This window comes from Ensifer sp. BR816 (assembly GCF_000378985.1).
Taxonomy (GTDB): Bacteria; Pseudomonadota; Alphaproteobacteria; order Rhizobiales; family Rhizobiaceae; genus Sinorhizobium.
Genome location: NZ_KB905372.1, coordinates 15039 through 32984, shown reverse-complemented (window position 1 = coordinate 32984; position 17946 = coordinate 15039). Strand labels below are relative to the sequence as shown.

The 17946-nt window shown below is 59.6% G+C and carries 13 protein-coding genes; 6 read left to right on the top strand and 7 right to left on the bottom strand.

What is annotated here, in order from left to right; all coding sequences use genetic code 11:
• Positions 1–159: 159 nt before the first annotated feature.
• The 6 genes from RHIBR816_RS0132645 (at position 160) to RHIBR816_RS0132620 (ending at position 8123) form a co-directional block, all read left to right on the top strand.
• Positions 160–1371, top strand: a complete 1212-nt coding sequence (locus RHIBR816_RS0132645; RefSeq protein ID WP_157628312.1) for a tyrosine-type recombinase/integrase — start codon at positions 160–162, stop codon at positions 1369–1371.
• A 50-nt stretch (positions 1372–1421) separates the two neighbouring features.
• Positions 1422–2486: a site-specific integrase gene (locus RHIBR816_RS35115; RefSeq protein ID WP_245262811.1), complete on the top strand. Its 1065-nt coding sequence runs from the start codon at positions 1422–1424 to the stop codon at positions 2484–2486.
• Positions 2483–4840, top strand: coding sequence for a hypothetical protein (locus RHIBR816_RS0132635; protein ID WP_018240786.1), 2358 nt, complete (start codon positions 2483–2485; stop codon positions 4838–4840). The genes RHIBR816_RS35115 and RHIBR816_RS0132635 overlap by 4 nt, the downstream gene beginning before the upstream one ends.
• Positions 4833–5288, top strand: a complete 456-nt coding sequence (locus RHIBR816_RS0132630; protein WP_018240785.1) for a hypothetical protein — start codon at positions 4833–4835, stop codon at positions 5286–5288. The genes RHIBR816_RS0132635 and RHIBR816_RS0132630 overlap by 8 nt, the downstream gene beginning before the upstream one ends.
• Positions 5288–5695 (top strand): hypothetical protein, encoded by a 408-nt coding sequence (locus RHIBR816_RS0132625; protein WP_018240784.1) that lies wholly within the window; start codon positions 5288–5290, stop codon positions 5693–5695. Before RHIBR816_RS0132630 ends, RHIBR816_RS0132625 begins: the two co-directional genes overlap by 1 nt.
• A gap of 139 nt (positions 5696–5834) precedes the next feature.
• Complete coding sequence (locus RHIBR816_RS0132620) at positions 5835–8123, top strand: AAA family ATPase (RefSeq protein ID WP_026187694.1); 2289 nt, start codon at positions 5835–5837, stop codon at positions 8121–8123.
• A 351-nt stretch (positions 8124–8474) separates the two neighbouring features.
• Here the strand turns inward: RHIBR816_RS0132620 and RHIBR816_RS0132615 are convergent, their stop codons facing one another.
• The 7 genes from RHIBR816_RS0132615 to RHIBR816_RS35105 form a co-directional block, all read right to left on the bottom strand.
• Positions 8475–9881 (bottom strand): aminotransferase, encoded by a 1407-nt coding sequence (locus RHIBR816_RS0132615; RefSeq protein ID WP_018240781.1) that lies wholly within the window; start codon positions 9879–9881, stop codon positions 8475–8477.
• A gap of 65 nt (positions 9882–9946) precedes the next feature.
• Positions 9947–11491 (bottom strand): fumarate hydratase, encoded by a 1545-nt coding sequence (locus tag RHIBR816_RS0132610; protein ID WP_018240780.1) that lies wholly within the window; start codon positions 11489–11491, stop codon positions 9947–9949.
• The gene (locus RHIBR816_RS0132605; RefSeq protein ID WP_026187692.1) at positions 11488–12930 is read right to left on the bottom strand and encodes an NAD-dependent succinate-semialdehyde dehydrogenase; all 1443 of its coding nucleotides are present in this window, start codon (positions 12928–12930) and stop codon (positions 11488–11490) included. Before RHIBR816_RS0132605 ends, RHIBR816_RS0132610 begins: the two co-directional genes overlap by 4 nt.
• 195 nt (positions 12931–13125) lie before the next feature.
• Positions 13126–14052, bottom strand: a complete 927-nt coding sequence (locus RHIBR816_RS0132600) for a LysR family transcriptional regulator (RefSeq protein WP_018240778.1) — start codon at positions 14050–14052, stop codon at positions 13126–13128.
• Positions 14053–14175: 123 nt separating this feature from the next.
• Positions 14176–15078, bottom strand: coding sequence for a CoA ester lyase (locus tag RHIBR816_RS35110; protein ID WP_052522785.1), 903 nt, complete (start codon positions 15076–15078; stop codon positions 14176–14178).
• Positions 15079–15208: 130 nt separating this feature from the next.
• On the bottom strand, positions 15209–16360 hold the full coding sequence (locus RHIBR816_RS0132585; RefSeq protein ID WP_018240775.1) for a CaiB/BaiF CoA-transferase family protein: 1152 nt from the start codon (positions 16358–16360) through the stop codon (positions 15209–15211).
• On the bottom strand, positions 16344–17630 hold the full coding sequence (locus tag RHIBR816_RS35105) for a methylaspartate ammonia-lyase (RefSeq protein ID WP_018240774.1): 1287 nt from the start codon (positions 17628–17630) through the stop codon (positions 16344–16346). The genes RHIBR816_RS0132585 and RHIBR816_RS35105 overlap by 17 nt, the downstream gene beginning before the upstream one ends.
• Positions 17631–17946 lie beyond the last annotated feature (316 nt).

Here is a 17946-nt window from a genome sequence, read left to right as displayed (position 1 = left end):
ATAGCTTATGGAACAACCAGGCGGTTTGGCTCCTGTTGCTTTTTGGCGTTCAAACAGCCGTCATGCCGGTGTGGCACATTCCGATAATGAGCAGTTTGGATTGTTGCGTTTCCCGTTGAAAACGTGAAAGGCGCGCTCGCCATTGAGTGCGATTCGCCAATGCCAGTCAATCTCGTTTCTTCTTCACTTCCAAAGACCATGACCGGATTGGTCTGCGTCAGTGCTTCCGGCTTTCCGCGCTTCTGGGCCACGATCTGGAGCGATGTGCTGAAGACGTCCTTGCGGCCGTCGACACGCCGCAGGCATCTTGCCGCTTTGGACCAGCTTTACGAGTCGGTTGGGCGCCAGCGTGGCAGCGACTGCCTCGAACGCCTGATCGCCAACGCCGATGCCAATGCGCTCGAAAACTGCCTGATGGGCTTCCTCGCACAGCTCCGCAACGAGGCCGCCGTCGCTGGAGTCGATAAGACCTCTACCTGGAAGTCTGCCGTCAGCTTCGTGACCGATATGCTGCGCATTGCCGGCGATGCATCTGGCGCTCGCGCTTCCGAAATGGAGGCCAAGCTTCTCAGGCTCGACACGCTGTATCGGCAGCTCGCGCCCAATCCCCAGACGTCAGTGTCGCAGGTCCGGGCACTTCCTCCGATTGTGGTCGAGGATTTGTACGACATCTTCAATCCGGAATCCTCGCGCAATCCATTCAAGACGGGGGCGCTACGCTGGCGGAATTTGCTGATCTTCCTGCTGCTGTTGCGCCTCGGTTTGCGTCGTGGCGAGGTGGCACTTCTGCACACCAATTCATTCAAGCAAGACTTCGATCCTGTGGTGGGAAAATCCGTTCACTGGCTGGACATCGAAGATACAGATGACGGAGATCCCCGCTACGAACGGCCAGGTTTGAAGACAGAGCAGTCCCGACGCCAGCTCCCGCTCCCGCAGGAGATCATTGAGTTGGAGCACATATATAGAGTGAACTATCGCGGACAGGCCAATTATCCCCAACTGCTCATCTCGCAGAAGGCTAAACCGCTGGCCCTGCGATCGTTAAACGAAATCTTCGCGACCGTCACAACAGCGTTGTCCGGTGACGCCAGAAAATCCTTGCAGAAACAGGGTCTTCAAGGCGTTACCTGCCATGATCTTCGCCATACCGCGGCGGCCATCCGCATGAGGCGTTATCAGGAGGCCGGCGTTGATGTTGAAATGGCGCAGGAGAAGCTCCGGATATACTTCGGGTGGTCAAAGGAATCCAACATGCCGCGCCTCTACGCCAAGGCGTACTACGAGACCAGCCTTGCCGAGGTCTGGGACGAGAAGTTCGGCACGTTCGTGGAGGCCTTGAGGAGCATCAATCCGGAGCGAGATCATTGAGCGCGCCCGGTCACAAGTTGGAGATTGGACTTCTAAACGAGATCCGCGGCTTGTCTGCCAAACTACCGCCATTACCGCGCGTGGTGAAATATTTCAAGTACCGCGTCGTCCGCGCCGGCGACTGTTTCCTACCCCTCGACCAGCAGGTCATGATCGTCAACCACATCGATGATATGTGCGCGACGCTTGCGGCCAATCCCGACGCGGTGGATGGAACCGCGTTGCGTGACGTCTGCATGCTCGTCATGTCGTACCAGTACGCGTTCCGACCGGGCCAGATCGCCCGCATCGAGCTTACCGACGTGCGGCTCTTCTCGACTGGTGCGGTCCACGTCGCTGTTTTGCTGATCAAGCAAAAGGACAACAGCCAGCGTATCCGTGTCACCAGACGCATCAAACGGGAATGGGGACCCCTGTTCAACGAATTGGTGAAACGCCGGGAGAACGGCACGATGCAGCCGGACGAGGGAGTGCCCCCTCGCCTGCTCTTCGGCCTCAAGCCGCTAGCGGTCAGCCGCGCCATCATGGAGCTGACCGGGGATCTGACGGGCGAAGCCTGGTCGCCAACCGACCTGAGGCACACGGCAGCACAGCGTCTCGCAGACAGCGGCATCTCGCATGTCGGCCTTACGGAGTTCCTCGGCCACAACAGCGACCGCATTGCCAACGTCTACTTCGACGCGTCGCCCGCCCAGGCGCAGCGCATCAACGAGGCGCTGGCGATCTCGCCGATTTATTCGAACCTCGCCAAAATCGCCAAGACGAAGACCATAGACAAGGCAATGCTTCTCGGGCTGCCGTCAGATCAGCAAATCGGCGCTGTGCCACACGGCATCCCGATTGCCGGGATCGGCGGCTGCAATCTCGGCCAGAGCCTTTGCATCAAGAATCCGGTTCTGGCGTGTTATACCTGTTCGAGGTTCATGCCGCTTGGCGAGCCGGAAATCCATCAGGAGGTATTGGAGAGCTTGCGGCCCGTGGTGACCGAGTTCGCCGCCGCCTCCCGATATAACCAGCAGTCCCACGCCTACGCACAGCTCAAGACGACCCTCGACGCGGTGCGCCGGGTCGTTGAGGAACTCAAATCCGAGAGCATGGACGAGGAGCAATCGTGAACCCGTTCTATGCGGAATACATCGCCACGGCCAAGCAGTTGGCGAATGCGCGCGGCCTTGTCTGGGACCTCGTCTGCGACGAAAAGGGCAAGGTCAGCAAAGACACGCGCTGGGATCTCACTGAACTCGTGGGTATGCTGCCGCCACCCACTCACTGGCTCGGGCAGTTGGGGGTAGATCCGGTAGCACTCCAGAAAGTCAACGAGATCAGACAAGGGATGAACCAGGAGCCTCTTGCCCTTGGGGCAATGCCGCAACACTGGCGCGACCTGTATCAAGCGGTCTTCGTTCATAAGCTGCTCGTCGGCAAGACCAAGCCGCAGAGTGCGATGCTGGTTGCGCACGGCATTAGGAGGCTCGCCCCTGCCGCTGACGGCGCTTCGCCTTGGGCGATCACCCCCGAGCAAATCCGGCTCGCCTACAATGCAGCCTTGCGTTCTGCAAATTCCGGGAAGCTTGCTCTGGACTTCGTCACCATGGTGAAAACCATTCTCGACCGGCAGAAGCTCGCCGACATCCCTGCCCTGGCCCGTTTTTGCATCCCTTACCCGACCAACGAATCCCTGTCCGCCCAGCAGCAGGTCGAGACCCTTCGAAAGCGGCAGAATGCCCACGGCGGAAAGGACGGCCTCCGCCGCTCGCTCACCGAAAGGAAATCGGCGGCGAAGTTGCCCGAGGAACGTGCGTTCTGGGAATTAGCGCGGATCGTGTTCACGGAAACCCCGCGCTCCTTCTCCGACGCGATCCGTTTTGCCGTCTTCAAGGTGCAGATCATCATGGGCTTCCGGATCGGCGAAGCTGTGCGCGTGCCCTTGGACTGGAAGCGATGGCGCGAATATCTGGATGCCGATGGGCGACCGGCCGCAGACCGCGGCGGCTTCTCACGCTCCCTGATGATCAGGCACTTCGCCGAAAAGCAGGAAGAAGATGAGCGCCCTGACGGCGTGTCCTTTTATGAGAATACCCAGCATGTCCCGCCGATGTTCGAGGAGATCCTCATCGAGACACTTGAGCATGTCGAAAGGATCACGACCCCACTGCGTGAGAGGCTGAGACGACAGACGGAAACGGGCCGCATCTTCCCGGAATACCCCGAAGATGCGCTCATTCCTGCCTGGGAAATGTACGTCAGGATGACGGGCAATATCGCTTTCTCTGACCCCGACATCCCCGTTAGCCTGGTCGAGAATTACCGACAATCCTATGACATCGAGGCACTCGATAAAATCAGGCAGTACCAACTGAGCGGTAATCAGAGCGTGCTTCCACGGTTCTGGGGCGCCCCTTCGCAAAAGGACATCCCCGTCAGAAAACCATGGGAAAATTCTATGTACGGCCGGGCCGACTGGCGGTCGGCCCACGTTCGCGTCGGTGATGTCGAGCAGCATATCTGGAAGAACCGCACGACCAAGCTGTCGGATACGACGCCAACGACAATCACGGACGGTACCGAGCTCTACCCTCACGAACTCATGTTCATCATGCCGGTCAGGAACCTGATCGAAGGTCGTAACAACGGCATCCTCGATACCACTCTGTATTCCGCGATTGGTCGCATCGACAGGGGCGACCTGATCGGCTCGACCAGCGGTAAGGGTGGCGGCGAATCCCTGTTTGAGCGGTACGGAATGACTAAGGAAGATCGCGCTCTTCGGCTTACCTCGCATGCGCTGCGACACCTTCAGAATACCGAGCTATTCCGTCTGGGCGTCGCCGACACGATCATCACCAAGAAGTTCAACCGGCGCAGCGTTCAGCAGAGCCACGTCTACGATCATCGCAGCCTTGCCGAGGACCTCGCCGATATCGACCTTGCCCCGGAGGCGGAGGAGAGGCTCGGTGACAAAGCGAAGCAGGTCTCCAAGCTGATATTGGCTGACAAGGCGCGTGGTCCTGTGGTTGAGGAGTTCCGCCGTGTCCAACGCGAGTACGGCGAGGAGGCGGCGTTCGATTATCTCAATGCCGAGGCCGACGGGCTGCACGTCACGCCCTACGGCCTATGTATCAACAGCTTCACCAGCGACCCCTGCCCCAAGCATCTCGAGTGCTTCAACGGTTGTCGCCACCTGGCGCGGACCGACGTCATCAGCGAACAGGAAAACCTGGCGCGCATGCGAGACAGGTTTGCCAAGGTGATTATCAAGCTGGAAGCCCTGCCCGAGAACCAACGCAACGTCGGCTGGGCCAACCAGCTTACCCACGCTCGCCTCCACTACGACAACATCGTCAAGGCGCTCGGCACGGACGCGGGACAGGCATTCCCGGACGGGAGCGATCTGTCCGTGTCGGCCGAACGGAAAGCTGGCACCACCATCATCGACACGATGAAGCGTTTGAGGGACCTCGATGATTGATAAGAGCCGGCTGCTTGAGGAACTTCTGGAGGCGATGATCGCCGATGACGAGGACATCAGCGTGCGTGCTGTGTGCAGGCGCAGCGATGGTGTCTTCAGGCATGCGACCGACATCACCCGCATTGAAAGCCGTCGCGGGATGGTCGAGGCAGCGATCAAAAAGCAGAAAACCATCCGCTCAGTCGTCGAGCGATCCAGCAAGAAGTCCCCTGCTGAGCTGGAAAGGCTCGCAGCAATGAAGGCCGCAGATATCGACCAGTTGCAGACTGACAAGGAACTGCTGATTGCGTCGCATCGTGCCATGATTCTGGCCGTCGCCGAAACGGGCGGCTTCCCGGCGTGGAAACGGTTCTTCGACGGATACCAGGCTGCCATCGATCGGTTAGAAAAGATGGGCAGCCTTCCCGAGGCGAGCGTCATCAGCCTGTCGTCGCGGAGAGACGCCTGATGGCGCGGGGCACTGGCAAAAGCGGCGTCGAAATCGCCCAGGAGCACGTCGATGCCCTGATCGACTATCTGGAGCGGCACAAGGACGAGCCGCTTCCGAGATACGGTGTCGATCTGAACAAGAGCATTATCGCCAAGGAATGCGGCTTTGACCGGCAGGTCTTCCGAACCAATCCGCGTTGCGCCGAAATCCTCCGCGACGCCGACGACCGGGATCGCAAGGTGAGCCTGTCGCGGCTGGAGCAGGCCGAAGCTGTCCGGGATCAGAAGGCGAAGACAGATGCTGCCCAGATGGCGCTCGAGGACGAAAACCTTCGATTGCTGGCCGAGAATGCCTCGCTTCGACGAGAGCTCGACCGCCTGAAAAGATTGAGCGCGGTGATTGCCGAGACTGGCAGGCTTCCGTGATTGGGTTCTCGAAGTCTGGTCCTCGGAGCCGCGCCGTCGTGGCCCCGAAAAGCCGTGGAGGCCGGATCGCAGTGAACGAGGCGCAGGGACCCGCGACGGAACGTCGTGGGTGGCCGCAGTGAACGGAGAGCCGGACACCATGGCAGGGACCGTGAAACGACGGGGTGGCGCAGAGGGGCAGACGGTCCCGGTCCTTGGTGAGCGATCTGAGCAGTCCTCCTGGGAGCTGGCCGTTACCTCAGTCCACACGAGCCGCTTCGGCGACAATGTGATCATCGGGCGCGATGGCGGGGGTCAGCTTCGTCGCGCGCTCGCGCCAGCGAAGAGAACGCCGCGCGATCCGGCGATTGGTGAAACCTGGCGCGTGACCGGCCGGGTCCGGCCGCACCCTGAATTTGGCCCTCAACTTCATGCGGATGTGGCGCTCCCTCTGGTCACCGAAGGCCAGGCGATCATCCGGCATTTGGCGACAGACAAGCGCTTTCCCGGTATCGGCTGGGTGACCGCGAACAGGCTTTGGACTGCGTTCGGCGAAGCCATCTATGACCGCATTCGCGATCGCGAGCTGAAACCCCTGGCAGACGTCGTCGGCGCCGAACGCGCCGTCGCCATCGTCGACGGCTTCGGCATACTGTGCGACGAGGTCGAAATCTTTCGCTGGCTCGACCGCTATGGCGTCTCGCCCCGCGTCGCCGGCGCGGCGGCGCGTGTCTGGGGCCTCGGTGCGATCGAGCGGATCAAGGCCGATCCGTACACCATGACGCTTCTGGAGGCGTGGCGGGATGTGGATGCTCGAGCACTTCGTCTCGGCGTCGCCCTCGACGATCACAGGCGGCTTGCTGCGGCCGTCGAGGAAGCCCTTGCTGTCAGCTTCCGCTCCGGGCATATGGCCTCCCCTGCTCCGGTGGTAAAGCAATTGGTCGGTCGTCTGCTGATGCCGTGGAACGGCGACCCGGCGCAGGCCCTCGATGTCGCTCTGTCGAGCGGCCGGGTCGTCTCGCCGACGCCTGAGACATTGCAATCCCGGGCGTGCCGGTTCATCGAGGACGAGGTCAGGCGGTTGATCGCGGAAAGGGTCCGCCGGCAGCCCCCGGCCTCGGACGGCAAGCGCATCATTGATGCCATTGCCGAGGTCGAAGCCGAGAGCGACTACCGCCTGACCGAGGCCCAGCGGGAGGCAGTGTTCATGGCGACGTCCTGCGGCGTCTGCGTTATCAGCGGAGGCGCCGGGACAGGCAAGACCACCGCCATACGGGCGATCCTCGCTGCGCTGGAAGCATTGCGCGACACTCTTCCGGTCGGCCACCGCGACGGGATCGAGCACCTGCAAGTGGCCTTGGCGGGACGCGCCGTGAGGAGGATCGGCGAGGCGACTGGCCGTCCTGCCTGCACCCTCTCCCGACTGGTGCACGAGATTGAAGACGCCGGCCGCAAGATTCGTGGTGGGACCATCATCTTCGACGAGGCCTCGATGTTGGACACGCCCTCGATCTATCGGGTGCTCATGCAATTGCCGCCCGAGGTCAACCTGATCTTCATCGGCGATCCGGGACAGCTTCCGCCGATAGGACCGGGCTTGCCGTTCCACACGATGGTCAAGGCGGACGGCATTCCCGCGGTCACTCTGGATGTCGTCCATCGGCAGGACGACGCCACCGGCATTCCTGCCGTGGCCTCTTCCGTCCGCCAGGGCAAACCAGTGAACCTCCGGCGGTTCGATCCGAACGTCGCCCTCTCTCCGGGTGTTTATCTCTTTCCTGCCTCGAAGGAGGAGGTCGCGACGAAGGCGCTGGCAGCATTCCGCGCCATGTGTGGCCCGGCACCTGCGAACGGCAAGAGTTCGGCACTGCACGATCTCGACGTGCAGATACTCACCCAGGTGAAAAACGGACCTGCCGGTTCGAAGGACCTGAACCGTGCCATCGAGGCCGAATATATGGTCCGTCAGCCGAAGATCGAGGACTGGGGCCTCAGTGTAGGCTCCAAGGTTATCTGGCTCAGGAACGATTATTCCAAAGCCCCGCAGTTTGATGCAGCGGGGAATCCAGTGACTGACCAGGCGACGGGAGAGCCCATCTGCTCGGGGTTCATGAACGGCTCCCTCGGCGTCCTGAAGAAGCCTCATCCGAAAGGTGCCTGGGTCCGGTTCGACGACGGCGCTGAGGACATGATCACTGTAGCTGATCTCGAAAAGCTGACGCACGGTTGGGCGATCAGCGTGCACAAGGCGCAAGGCTCTGCCTTCCGCCGCGTCATCATTCCCGTCGTTCGCTCCAGGCTACTCGACAGAACCATGCTTTACACTGCCATCACTCGCGGCATCGAGACCGTGGTGCTGGTCGGCGACCTCGATCTCATCAATGAAATTGTCACCTCTGCGCCGAAAAGCCTATCGCGGGAAACGGCGCTGCGTTTTGAGCTGGAATAAAGCAACACAGCGCCGAAGAGGCTCCGCAACACTGGTAACAGCCGTTGCGAATCCGCGTCTGAGCGAAAGCAACAAAAGGTGGAAAATCCGGCACGCAACAGCGTTCTTGAGCTACGCCAAGCGAGAGCCCATGCTGATCAGGGGATAAGGCTTACTCACTCACCCAGCTTCACTCCCGAAATGGCATTCTTTGGAACTGGACGGTGTTTCGTTGTTCCCCGGGAGGCTGTCTAAGGGCGCGGTTGTCAACGCGCCCTTATGTCTCTCGAAGTGCTCCAATCAGCGTGGCCGCCGAGAAGCAGGTAGGCCTAGCTGTTCACCCGCAGCGACACCTACTAGGCTCTGTCACGATCAGATCACGCCTTCAGCCTTTAGTCCGCTGTAGACCGTATCAACCGACTTCGCGGTCGCACTCACGATCGTGTCGACTTCCTCACGGGTGATGACAAGCGGCGGAGCGTATCCGAGGATATCGCCATGAGGCATCGCCCGGGCGATCACGCCGTTTTCAAGCAGAGCCGCCGCGGCGCGAGCGCCAACCTGAAGGTCTGGTTCGAAGGGTACTCGTCCCTTTGGATCACTCATGAGTTCGACGGCCGAAAGAATTCCTACGCCTCGAACTTCGCCGACAATTGGGTGACCCTCCAACTCAGCTTTCATTCGGCCAAGCCAATAGGGGCCAACGTCTCGAACATGATCAAGGATGTTTCTTTCCTTGAGCAATTGAATGTTGGCCAATGCCGCTGCGGCACAGAGTGTGTGACCGGAATAAGTCCAGCCGTGACCAAGAGCACCGTGCTTTTCCGTGCCCTGTTCCAGCACGGACCAAACCCGTTCGCCGATTATGGATCCGGAGATTGGAAGATAGGCAGAACTGAGGCCCTTGGCGATGGTCACAAAGTCCGGCTTCATTCCGTAGAGGTGAGAACCAAACTTCTCACCGGTCCGCCCGAAGCCACACACAACTTCATCAGCAATCAGAAGAATATCGTATTTGTCGAGCACTTTCTGTATCGCGTTCCAGTATCCTGCCGGCGGCGGCACGATCCCGCCGGTTCCGAGCACGGGCTCTCCGATAAACGCGCCGACGCTCTCCGGCCCTTCGGCAAGGATCAGGGCTTCAAGCTCGTTGGCGCATCGCTGTGAAAATGCTTCCTCACCCTCCCCGTCATGCGCCTGCCGGTAATAGTGCGGCGTTGTCGTGTGGCGTACCAGATTGAGGGGCAGATCGAAATGATCATGAAAGAACGGAAGACCTGTCAGGCTGCCTGTTACCAGGCCCGACCCATGATAGCCGCGATGCCGCGAAATGATCTTCTTCTTTTCCGGCCGACCGAGGATGTTGTTGTAGTACCAGACGAGCTTGATGTTGGTCTCGTTGGCGTCTGAACCGGAAAGGCCAAAAAAGACCCTTCGCGCATTCTCTCCGAAATACTCGACCACCGCCTCAGCCAGAAGCGCGGCGGGCGCGGTGGTCTGGCTCGCATAGACATGCGCGAACGGCAGTTCACGAGCCTGCCGGGAAATGGCGTCGGCAATCTCCTTGACCCCGTATCCCATGTTGACGCAGTACAGTCCGCCGAAACCATCAAGGAACTTGTTGCCGGCAGTATCCCACATGTAGACGCCTTCCGCGCCGGCCATGATCCGGTTTGGCGTTTCGCCTCGGCTGTGCTTGGCGAGATGCGTGGAAGGATGGAAAAGGAAGTTACGATCCTTTTCCTGGATTTGTTCTGTTCCGAGATTGCCCGCGAGCATAGTGTTTCTCCCTGTTGCCGTTCAGCAGCGGCTACCTTTTGGGTAGCCTCGCCGCGCACCGTTGCTTACAGACCGATGTTGCGTGCGATGCTATCGGCCGCCATGCGCCTGCGCCATTCAAGAGGCCCTGAATTGTGAATGGAGTTTCCTTCGACGTCGACGGCCATGATGACCGGCATGTCTTGGACCTCGAATTCATAAATGGCTTCCATACCCAAATCCTCAAAGGCAACCAGGCGCGCCGCCTTGATCGATTTCGAGATGAGGTACGCAGCACCACCTACCGCGATGAGATAGGGCGTTTTGTGCTTGACAATCGACTCGATGGTCGCCGGCCCCCGCTCCGCCTTGCCCACCATTGCAATGAGCCCGGTTTCAGCGAGCATTTTTTCTGTAAAGCCGTCCATACGGCTCGAGGTGGTGGGACCCGCCGGGCCCACCACCTCATCTCTTACCGCGCGGACTGGTCCCACGTAGTAGATCACACGTCCCCGAAGGTCGACGGGAAGTGGCTTGCCGGCATCAATCAGGTCGACCATTCGTTTGTGGGCAGCATCGCGGCCCGTCAGCATCTTTCCAGACAGAAGTAGGGTTTCCCCGCAGCCCCACGATGCCGTCTCTTCTTTCGTAAGCGAGTCCAGGTTGACTCGCCGGACGCCGGCTGCATGCAAGTCCTCCCGGTCGATCTCGGGCCACTCCGACAGGTCGGGCGGTTGTAGCTCTACCGGCCCCGTGCCATCCAGTGTGAACGTCAAGTGCCGGTTGGCAGCGCATTGAGGAATGAGCGCCACAGGCTTAGACGCCGCGTGCGTCGGATAGGTAGCAACCTTGACGTCCACGACTGTGGTCAAGCCGCCAAGGCCCTGAGCGCCGATACCAAGTGCGTTAATTCGCTCATAAAGCTCAATTCGCAGTGCCTCCTCGGCACTGGACGGCCCTCTGGCGATCAGTTCCGACATGTTGATCGGCTCGTTCATGGCTTCCTTAGCCAGCAACATCGCTTTTTCGGCGCTGCCACCGATGCCCACGGAAATCAGACCGGGCGGGCACCACCCGCTACCAAGCTTTGACATGGTATCAACCACCCAGTCGGCAACGGAAGCTGAGGGATTGAGGGTAGTGAACCGCGACTTGTTCTCCGATCCGCCGCCTTTCGCGGCGATCGTGATCTCTAGTTGACTGCCGCGCACGAGATCGACGTGGATGACCGCGGGCGTGTTGTCCCTGGTGTTGACCCGCCCGGCGAGCGGATCTTTAACGATCGAAGCCCGAAGGGGGTTTTCCGGGTCGAGATATGCCTGGCGCACGCCCTCATTCACGAGATCCGCGAAACTGCTCTCTGATTTGATGCGAGCATTCATGCCGATCTTTGCAAAGACCACGACGAGGCCGGTATCTTGGCAGATCGGACGACGCCCGAAGGCGGCCATACGGGAATTCATCAGAATCTGCCCGATGGCGTTCTTTGCCGCGGGGCTCTGTTCGCGTGCATAAGCCTGAGAAAGGGACCGGATATAGTCCGGTGGGTGGTAATACGAGATATACTGAAGGGCGTCTGCGACGCTCCTCGTAATCTCCTCGCCGGCGATGGTCCGTATTCTTTTGGTCACTGATCTGATCCAAACGATCCAAGTCCGTTGACTAGCTTCGAGCTTTGGAAGCTCCGAAACCCTGGCTCGCCACCCTCATAACCGTAACCGCTCTGCTTGACGCCTCCGTATGGCGCATCCGCGGAAACGCCTTTCAGATAATTCACACTCACAGCGCCCGCGGCAAGACCATTGATTAGTTCGCGCTTCGCACTGTCGGTGCCGGAAAAGATGTAGGCGGCCAGGCCATACTCGGTGGCGTTGGCTTCTTCCATCATCTCTTCGATGGTATCGAACGGCGCCACGGTCAAGATCGGCCCGAACGGCTCTTCATGGAGCACCTTCGCATCCTTAGGAACGCCGCTCAGGATGGTTGGAGGCCAATAGAAGCCAGGGCGATCGAGCCGCTCTCCTCCGGTCTCGACGCGGGCGCCACGGTCGACCGCATCCCTTGTCAAACGCTGCATGGCCTCAATTCGCCGCGCGTTCGCCATCGGGCCCATCTCCGTTGCCGGGTCGTCTGGTGGGCCGATCTTGATGTTGCGGGCCGCTTCCGTCAGCCGGGAGAGAAACTCCTCATAGACAGGACGTGCGACCAAAATTCTGCTGGGCGCATTGCAGCTCTGACCCGCGCATTCAAATTTGTATTCCGTGATTGCCGGAATGGCCTTTTCGAGGTCGGCATCCTCGCATATGACGACCGGGGAGTGCCCACCCAGTTCAAGGATGCACCGCTGCAAATTATTTGCGGCGAGTTTGGCGAGCTGTTTTCCGACCGCCGTGGATCCTGTAAACGTCAGGACTTTCACAATCGGAGAACTGAGAAGACGCTCGGAGATCTGAGCCGGCACGCCAAAGACGAGATTCACAACACCGGCGGGAAGACCCGCCTGCTGCAAGGCTTCGACGGTATGCACAGCCACGCTCGGCGTCTCTTCAGCCCCTTTTAAGATGACCGGGCAGCCCGCCGCCAAGGCTGGGGCGAGCTTGCGGGCGATTAGGACGGCCGGATAGTTCCACGGCGTGAACGCAGCGACGACGCCTAGGGGCTCCGGTACAACCATCCGGTTTGGGCCCATCGGGATCGAGGCCGACAGTTCTTCCGCGTGCGCACCATTCCATTCCAGTGTCTCGACAGCGCGCTTATATTCACCTGTAGCTTCAGCGATCGTCTTTCCCTGTTCGGCCGACAAGTCCCTAGCCGCGGCTCCGGCGTTCGCATCCAAAATTTTGGCGGCTGCTCGCAGAATCTTGCCACGCTCTTTTGCCGGTCGTGAGGACCAAGCCCTACGACTTTGCTCCGCAGCAGCGAGAGCCTCGTCGAGGTCCGCCGTCGACGCCGAGCAAACGGAGGCGAAAACTTCCTCTGTCGCAGGATTGATGACCGGCAGAGTTGTTCCGTCCCTAGCAGCGCGCCACATCCCGTTGATGAATAGCCGGTAGCTCTTGGCGTCGGACATTTCATGCTCCATTCGTGTTTCCTGTGAGCATCGCTCAGTATCTTTGATGGCGACGCTGGCTCACCTGCCAATGTCCTCGGGGGGGCCTTGCAGGTCAAATATAGAATATTGCCGAGGACCATCTGGAATCCAGATCCAGACAGCTCCGTTCGCTATGGATGGGAAGTTGCCATTGCCAAGATGGATCAGAGCCTGTCAGGCGAGTTCCGGGGCAGTGGCTGACCAGCGACCAGTCTCGATCAATTTTCTGACCACAATGGGGATCAGCTTGCGGACAGCGGAAACCGCCGGAGAACTGTCATCGCTCGGGCTGACGGCGAGCACCACCGAACGGGTAATAACCGGGTCGACGATCTTGACCGTCCGGACCTGTCCCTGTGAGGCCTCTTTGTAAACGGCGGATGGGGCAAGAATGGAATACGCCCGTCCCTCCGCAACCATATTGATGATCGTCGAAAGCGAGTCCAGTTCAAACCTGACGTCAAGCATGCACCCGTGCTGTGCGACGACATCTCCCACCGAACGCCTGACATTATTGCTACGCATTGGAACCGCGAGCGGAAACGTGTGGAGGTTCGCAAGAGGCACCGAGTCTTCGAAGGGCGGTTGGTGGGGCGGAACAACCAAGCAAAGCTCCTCATGTGCCAGCACCGTCATCCGCCCCACGTTCTCCGCGGTGCGGTAGAGAACTGCCAAGTTGAAGCGGCCGCCAGCCATCCACTCCTCAAGCGGTCCCGTCATGCCTTCGATCATCTTGAGAGAGACCCGCGGCAGTTCGGCCGCTGCCGCTTCCAGCAGTGGACCGCTCAGCACACGGGCAGCACCGGACGGAACACCGATGGTTACCTCCCCCGAAGGAGACGCCGCCGTGCTGGTCAGTTCCGCCTCGGTGAGTTGGATTTCCTTCAAAATGGATCGAGCCCGCTTGAGCAATTTAGCTCCGGGCTCCGTCAGAGTTACGCCGGTCCTGTCGCGTACCAGCAGTTGAGTGCCAAAGCTTTCCTCCAATTGTCGCACATGTAGGCTAAGCGCGCTTTGTGCAACATGAAGGACGCTAGCTGCCTTCGTAAAGCTGCCTGCCTCCACTACGCCAACAAAGTATCTTAGCTGTCTGATTTCCACGACTTAAGGGATCCGACTGGGGGTCTCTCCTCCAGTTCGTTTGAAAATATCTTGAAACGAGATGGCGATCAAGCGGTGAGCGACGACGCCTCTGGTGCTCTGCACGCTATCGCCAGAGACAGATCAACTGCCGCCGGCGAGCGCCAGAATCTCTTGGGCACGCCGGACCACTGGCGGGTCAATCATCTTGCCGTCTATTGCTAAAGCCGAAGCACCATGCCCTGAAGCATCTTGCGAGGCCGTGACGACACGGCGCGCCCACTCGATATCCTCTCGGGTCGGCGAGAAAGCCTCGTTCAGGATCGCGACCTGTGCCGGATGGATCGCCAGGGCGCCGGCGAAGCCAAGCCGTCGCGCATGCATCGCAGCTTCACGGAGGTTATTGGTTTCCGTGAAATCGCCAATACTTCCTATGTACCCCAAGGGGACCAATCCCGCCGCGCGCGCAGCATAAAGTACGGCAAGGTTGGGGGCCAGGAGCAGATCAAATTCCGGCGTTCCGCCGACAGCGGCACTGAAATCCTCAGGACCGAGCGCCATTGCGGCCATCCGCGGATGGGCCGACGCGATCGTTGCAAGTTTTTGCAATGCGCCCGGAGTCTCGATCTGGGCGAGAAACCGGATACGCCCCGGTGCGAGATCTCTCTCGCCTTCAAGTTCCGCCACGGCATTTGCGACTTCCAAAATCCACTCTGCGGAATCCACTTTCGGGAGAACAAGTGCGTCAACGCCGGCCACTACGGCGGCATCGAGATCGGCCGCCAAGTGGCGCAGTCCGCGGTTCACACGGACCAATACGGACGTGCCTTTGCCGGCCACCGTTTTTACACATTCAACAAGTTGCCGCCGCGCACCATGTTTCTGGTCTTGCGGCACCGAATCCTCGAGGTCGAGAATGACACCGTCCGCATCCCGTTCATGGGCCTTTTCCACGAACCGGGGGATGTGGGAGGGGACAAATAGCAGAGACCTCCAACGGGGAATGGATGCCACGCTACGAGTGGATAGATCTGTGCTGCCGATCATGGACGACTCCTGGTGGCGACATACGGGTATTTGGTTCCAGCGGCTTTCTGCAATCGCAATGGGGGTCGGATGGAAGGCTGCCGTGATCCTGCATTTGCTGCGCACATTCCCCAGTTGGTCAATCCCGTTGTCACGCGGACACTCCGCTCTTGCGGAGACGCGCCTCGACCTCCCCGCGGATCGCCGTCGTGTGGGCGCCAAGCGCCGGGACGGGGCGAAGTGAGACCTTCTCCGAGTTGAAGACCGCCGCAGGCGCGATAGATTCGACATCTCCTGCAGGCGTTCTGACCGGCACTCTGCGAACATGTGGATGCTTTGAAACATCCGAGATCTCGTTCAACCGGCCATATGCCAGACCGGCAGCCTCAAGCTCCTGCATCGCCTTTTCGCTCGACAGTTCGGAGAAACGCCGTCCGACGATCTCATCCAGACGAGCACGGTTGCCGAGCCGCTCCATGTTGTCAGCAAAACCGGGCGTGCGCGTGAGTTCCGGAAGCTTGAGGAACTTCTCGCAGAAATTCACCCATTCACGGTCATTCTGGACCGAGAAAATGACGTCCTTGCCATCGGCACAACGATAGGCGCCATACGGGGCCAGCGACGGATGGGTCACGCCGGCGCGTACAGTTTCGTAGCTGCCATAGTCATGTTGCAGCACCGGTACGTTCATCCAATCAGCGACAGAATCGAAGAGTGAAACCTGTATTCCGGCGCCTTCCCCTGTCCGCTCGCGATGAAAAAGCGCCTGGAGGATTGCGCTATGCGCCGTCATCCCTGCCGAGATGTCGCAGACCGAGACACCGACCCGTGCTGGTCCCTGCTGTGTACCTGTGATGGCGCATAGGCCCGCTTCTGCCTGAACAATCAGATCGTAAGCCTTCAGGTGAGAAAACGGCCCCCCTTCTCCGAAACCAGAGATGTCACAGGTGATCAGCCGTGGAAAGCGCCGACGGAGGTCCGCAGAGCCGAATCCGAGTTTTCCGATGCTGCCCGGCTTCAGGTTCTGAATGAACACATCAGCATCGGCAATGAGCGATTTGAGGACGTCACGATCCTCTTCGGACCGTAGGTCCAGGCAGACCGACTCCTTACCCCGATTGAGCCAGACGAAATAGGCGCTTTGCCCCCGAACCAACCTGTCATAGTTTCGGGCAAAGTCCCCTTCGGGCCTCTCGACCTTGATCACGCGGGCGCCGGCGTCCGCAAGGCGAGAGGACGCATAAGGCGCCGCTACGGCCTGCTCCACGGCAACGACCGTGACCCCCTCAAGACTGTTTTGCATAAGATACCGCGCCCTTCGTTTGACTATTCCCAACGTGACCCCGGCGACGGTTTACCATCGCGAGCAGGCGGTTCTGTTCGTTCCCGACAATCGAGAATCCTTCGTCGACCCCCATTCCCGGTTTGGCGAGCATCATATCTGCATCGGTTGCCACCGATACGTGAACCGAAGCCCGGGCGGACAGATCCGTTTCAGAGCAACTTCCCCCGACATACGCCCCCACCTTGTTTTTCTTGCAATGGAGCACGGCGCGCGCGGTATCGGCCAGTGAGCCAACATCGGGTGTCTTGATTTGGATGAGATGCGCAGCCTTCGCTTCGGCGAAGAGGCGAATATCTTCGAGCGTATTGCACCGCTCGTCCACGACAATGCGGGCGTTGGAACCTCGTTGATCCAATATCGATACAAGCCGTGCGTAGTTTTCCATTTGGGCGTGGGTCGATCCGAAATCCGCTGGGCACTCAATGTTTATGGTAAATCCCGGAACGCTGTCGGCAATGCTGGAGATGAAGTCCGCGATAAGTTGCGGCTCAAGGCCGATTTCCATACCGATCCAGCCATAGACATCGAAATGTAGCACTGGTTGATAATGAGGGCCGCCGAGTTGGCGAATGCGAGCGGCGACCCACTTCACGAACTCCTTGAAAGTCTGACCGTGTTGGCCGAATTTTTGCCGGGAGTTTATCAGGCCGTGGGGAAGCACATCCACGCCCTTCAGGATCATCTTGTCCACGTTGATTTCGCGAGCATCGCCACTCTGGCAATAAATCGGAATCCTCCTCGCCGGCAGCGGAAGGTCAAATTCACTGCAAATGATCTCCGCCATGGTCCTGCGCTGGAGATGGGCGGCAGCTCGAAGTAGCACCTGACTGACGCCGTACTCTATCGCGAGAGGTAGCCGCTTACCATCGAAAGGCTCGAAGACCTTTTCGCACGCATCAAGGTATTGGGACGCATCGACCTCATGAAGGCGCGGTATCACGATCTGCGAGGTTAGATCCGAGATTTGGGCGCTTTCGAACAAAGGATCGCGACCGCCGGCACCAGAATACTGAACGCCCATCATGTCGCCCCAAACGACGGTATCGTCGGCAAGAACAAGTCCGACGCTCAGCGAACGCGCCGGAACGCGGATGGATTTAAATCCCGGGGTGACGGGCTCGCCGAGATAGACGAAACCGTCCTGCGAAGCGCCGGCCCTGATAGCGGCTTGATCGTCATAGAAAAATGCGCCATTGCCAGGCGCGAGGAGGACGTCTTTGATTTGCACTTCGCTTCACTCGATTCTATTGGATTGCGATGATGGCCGATGCAGTTCAAGCCACTCCCTTCAACTATGCGCGCGTGCCGCTAAGTTCGCCAATATAAAGTCCTGCATGGCGCCATCGCGTTTCTAGATGGGCAATGCCTGTGGAATTGGCAACCGCCGCCAATACGCCTTCGGTCGTGAGCGCCTCTTGTCACTCAAGTGCCTCGAACACCACTCCAGTCGCGGCAACCAGCGCCAAATTTCGAGCGATGCCCGCCCGGCGAATTGCAAAGGTTCGATGGAGTTCAGAACGTCCTGGGAGAGAAATCAGCTGTGG

Bases quoted from the DNA above. Each gene is read 5' to 3' on its own strand.
- RHIBR816_RS0132615 (WP_018240781.1), bottom strand. From the start codon at position 9,881: ATGCTCGCGGGCAATCTCGGAACAGAACAAATCCAGGAAAAGGATCGT.
- RHIBR816_RS0132625 (WP_018240784.1), top strand. From the start codon at position 5,288: ATGGCGCGGGGCACTGGCAAAAGCGGCGTCGAAATCGCCCAGGAGCAC.
- RHIBR816_RS0132605 (WP_026187692.1), bottom strand. From the start codon at position 12,930: ATGTCCGACGCCAAGAGCTACCGGCTATTCATCAACGGGATGTGGCGC.
- RHIBR816_RS0132630 (WP_018240785.1), top strand. From the start codon at position 4,833: ATGATTGATAAGAGCCGGCTGCTTGAGGAACTTCTGGAGGCGATGATC.
- RHIBR816_RS0132585 (WP_018240775.1), bottom strand. From the start codon at position 16,360: ATGCAAAACAGTCTTGAGGGGGTCACGGTCGTTGCCGTGGAGCAGGCC.
- RHIBR816_RS0132620 (WP_026187694.1), top strand. From the start codon at position 5,835: ATGGCAGGGACCGTGAAACGACGGGGTGGCGCAGAGGGGCAGACGGTC.
- RHIBR816_RS35110 (WP_052522785.1), bottom strand. From the start codon at position 15,078: ATGATCGGCAGCACAGATCTATCCACTCGTAGCGTGGCATCCATTCCC.
- RHIBR816_RS0132645 (WP_157628312.1), top strand. From the start codon at position 160: ATGCCAGTCAATCTCGTTTCTTCTTCACTTCCAAAGACCATGACCGGA.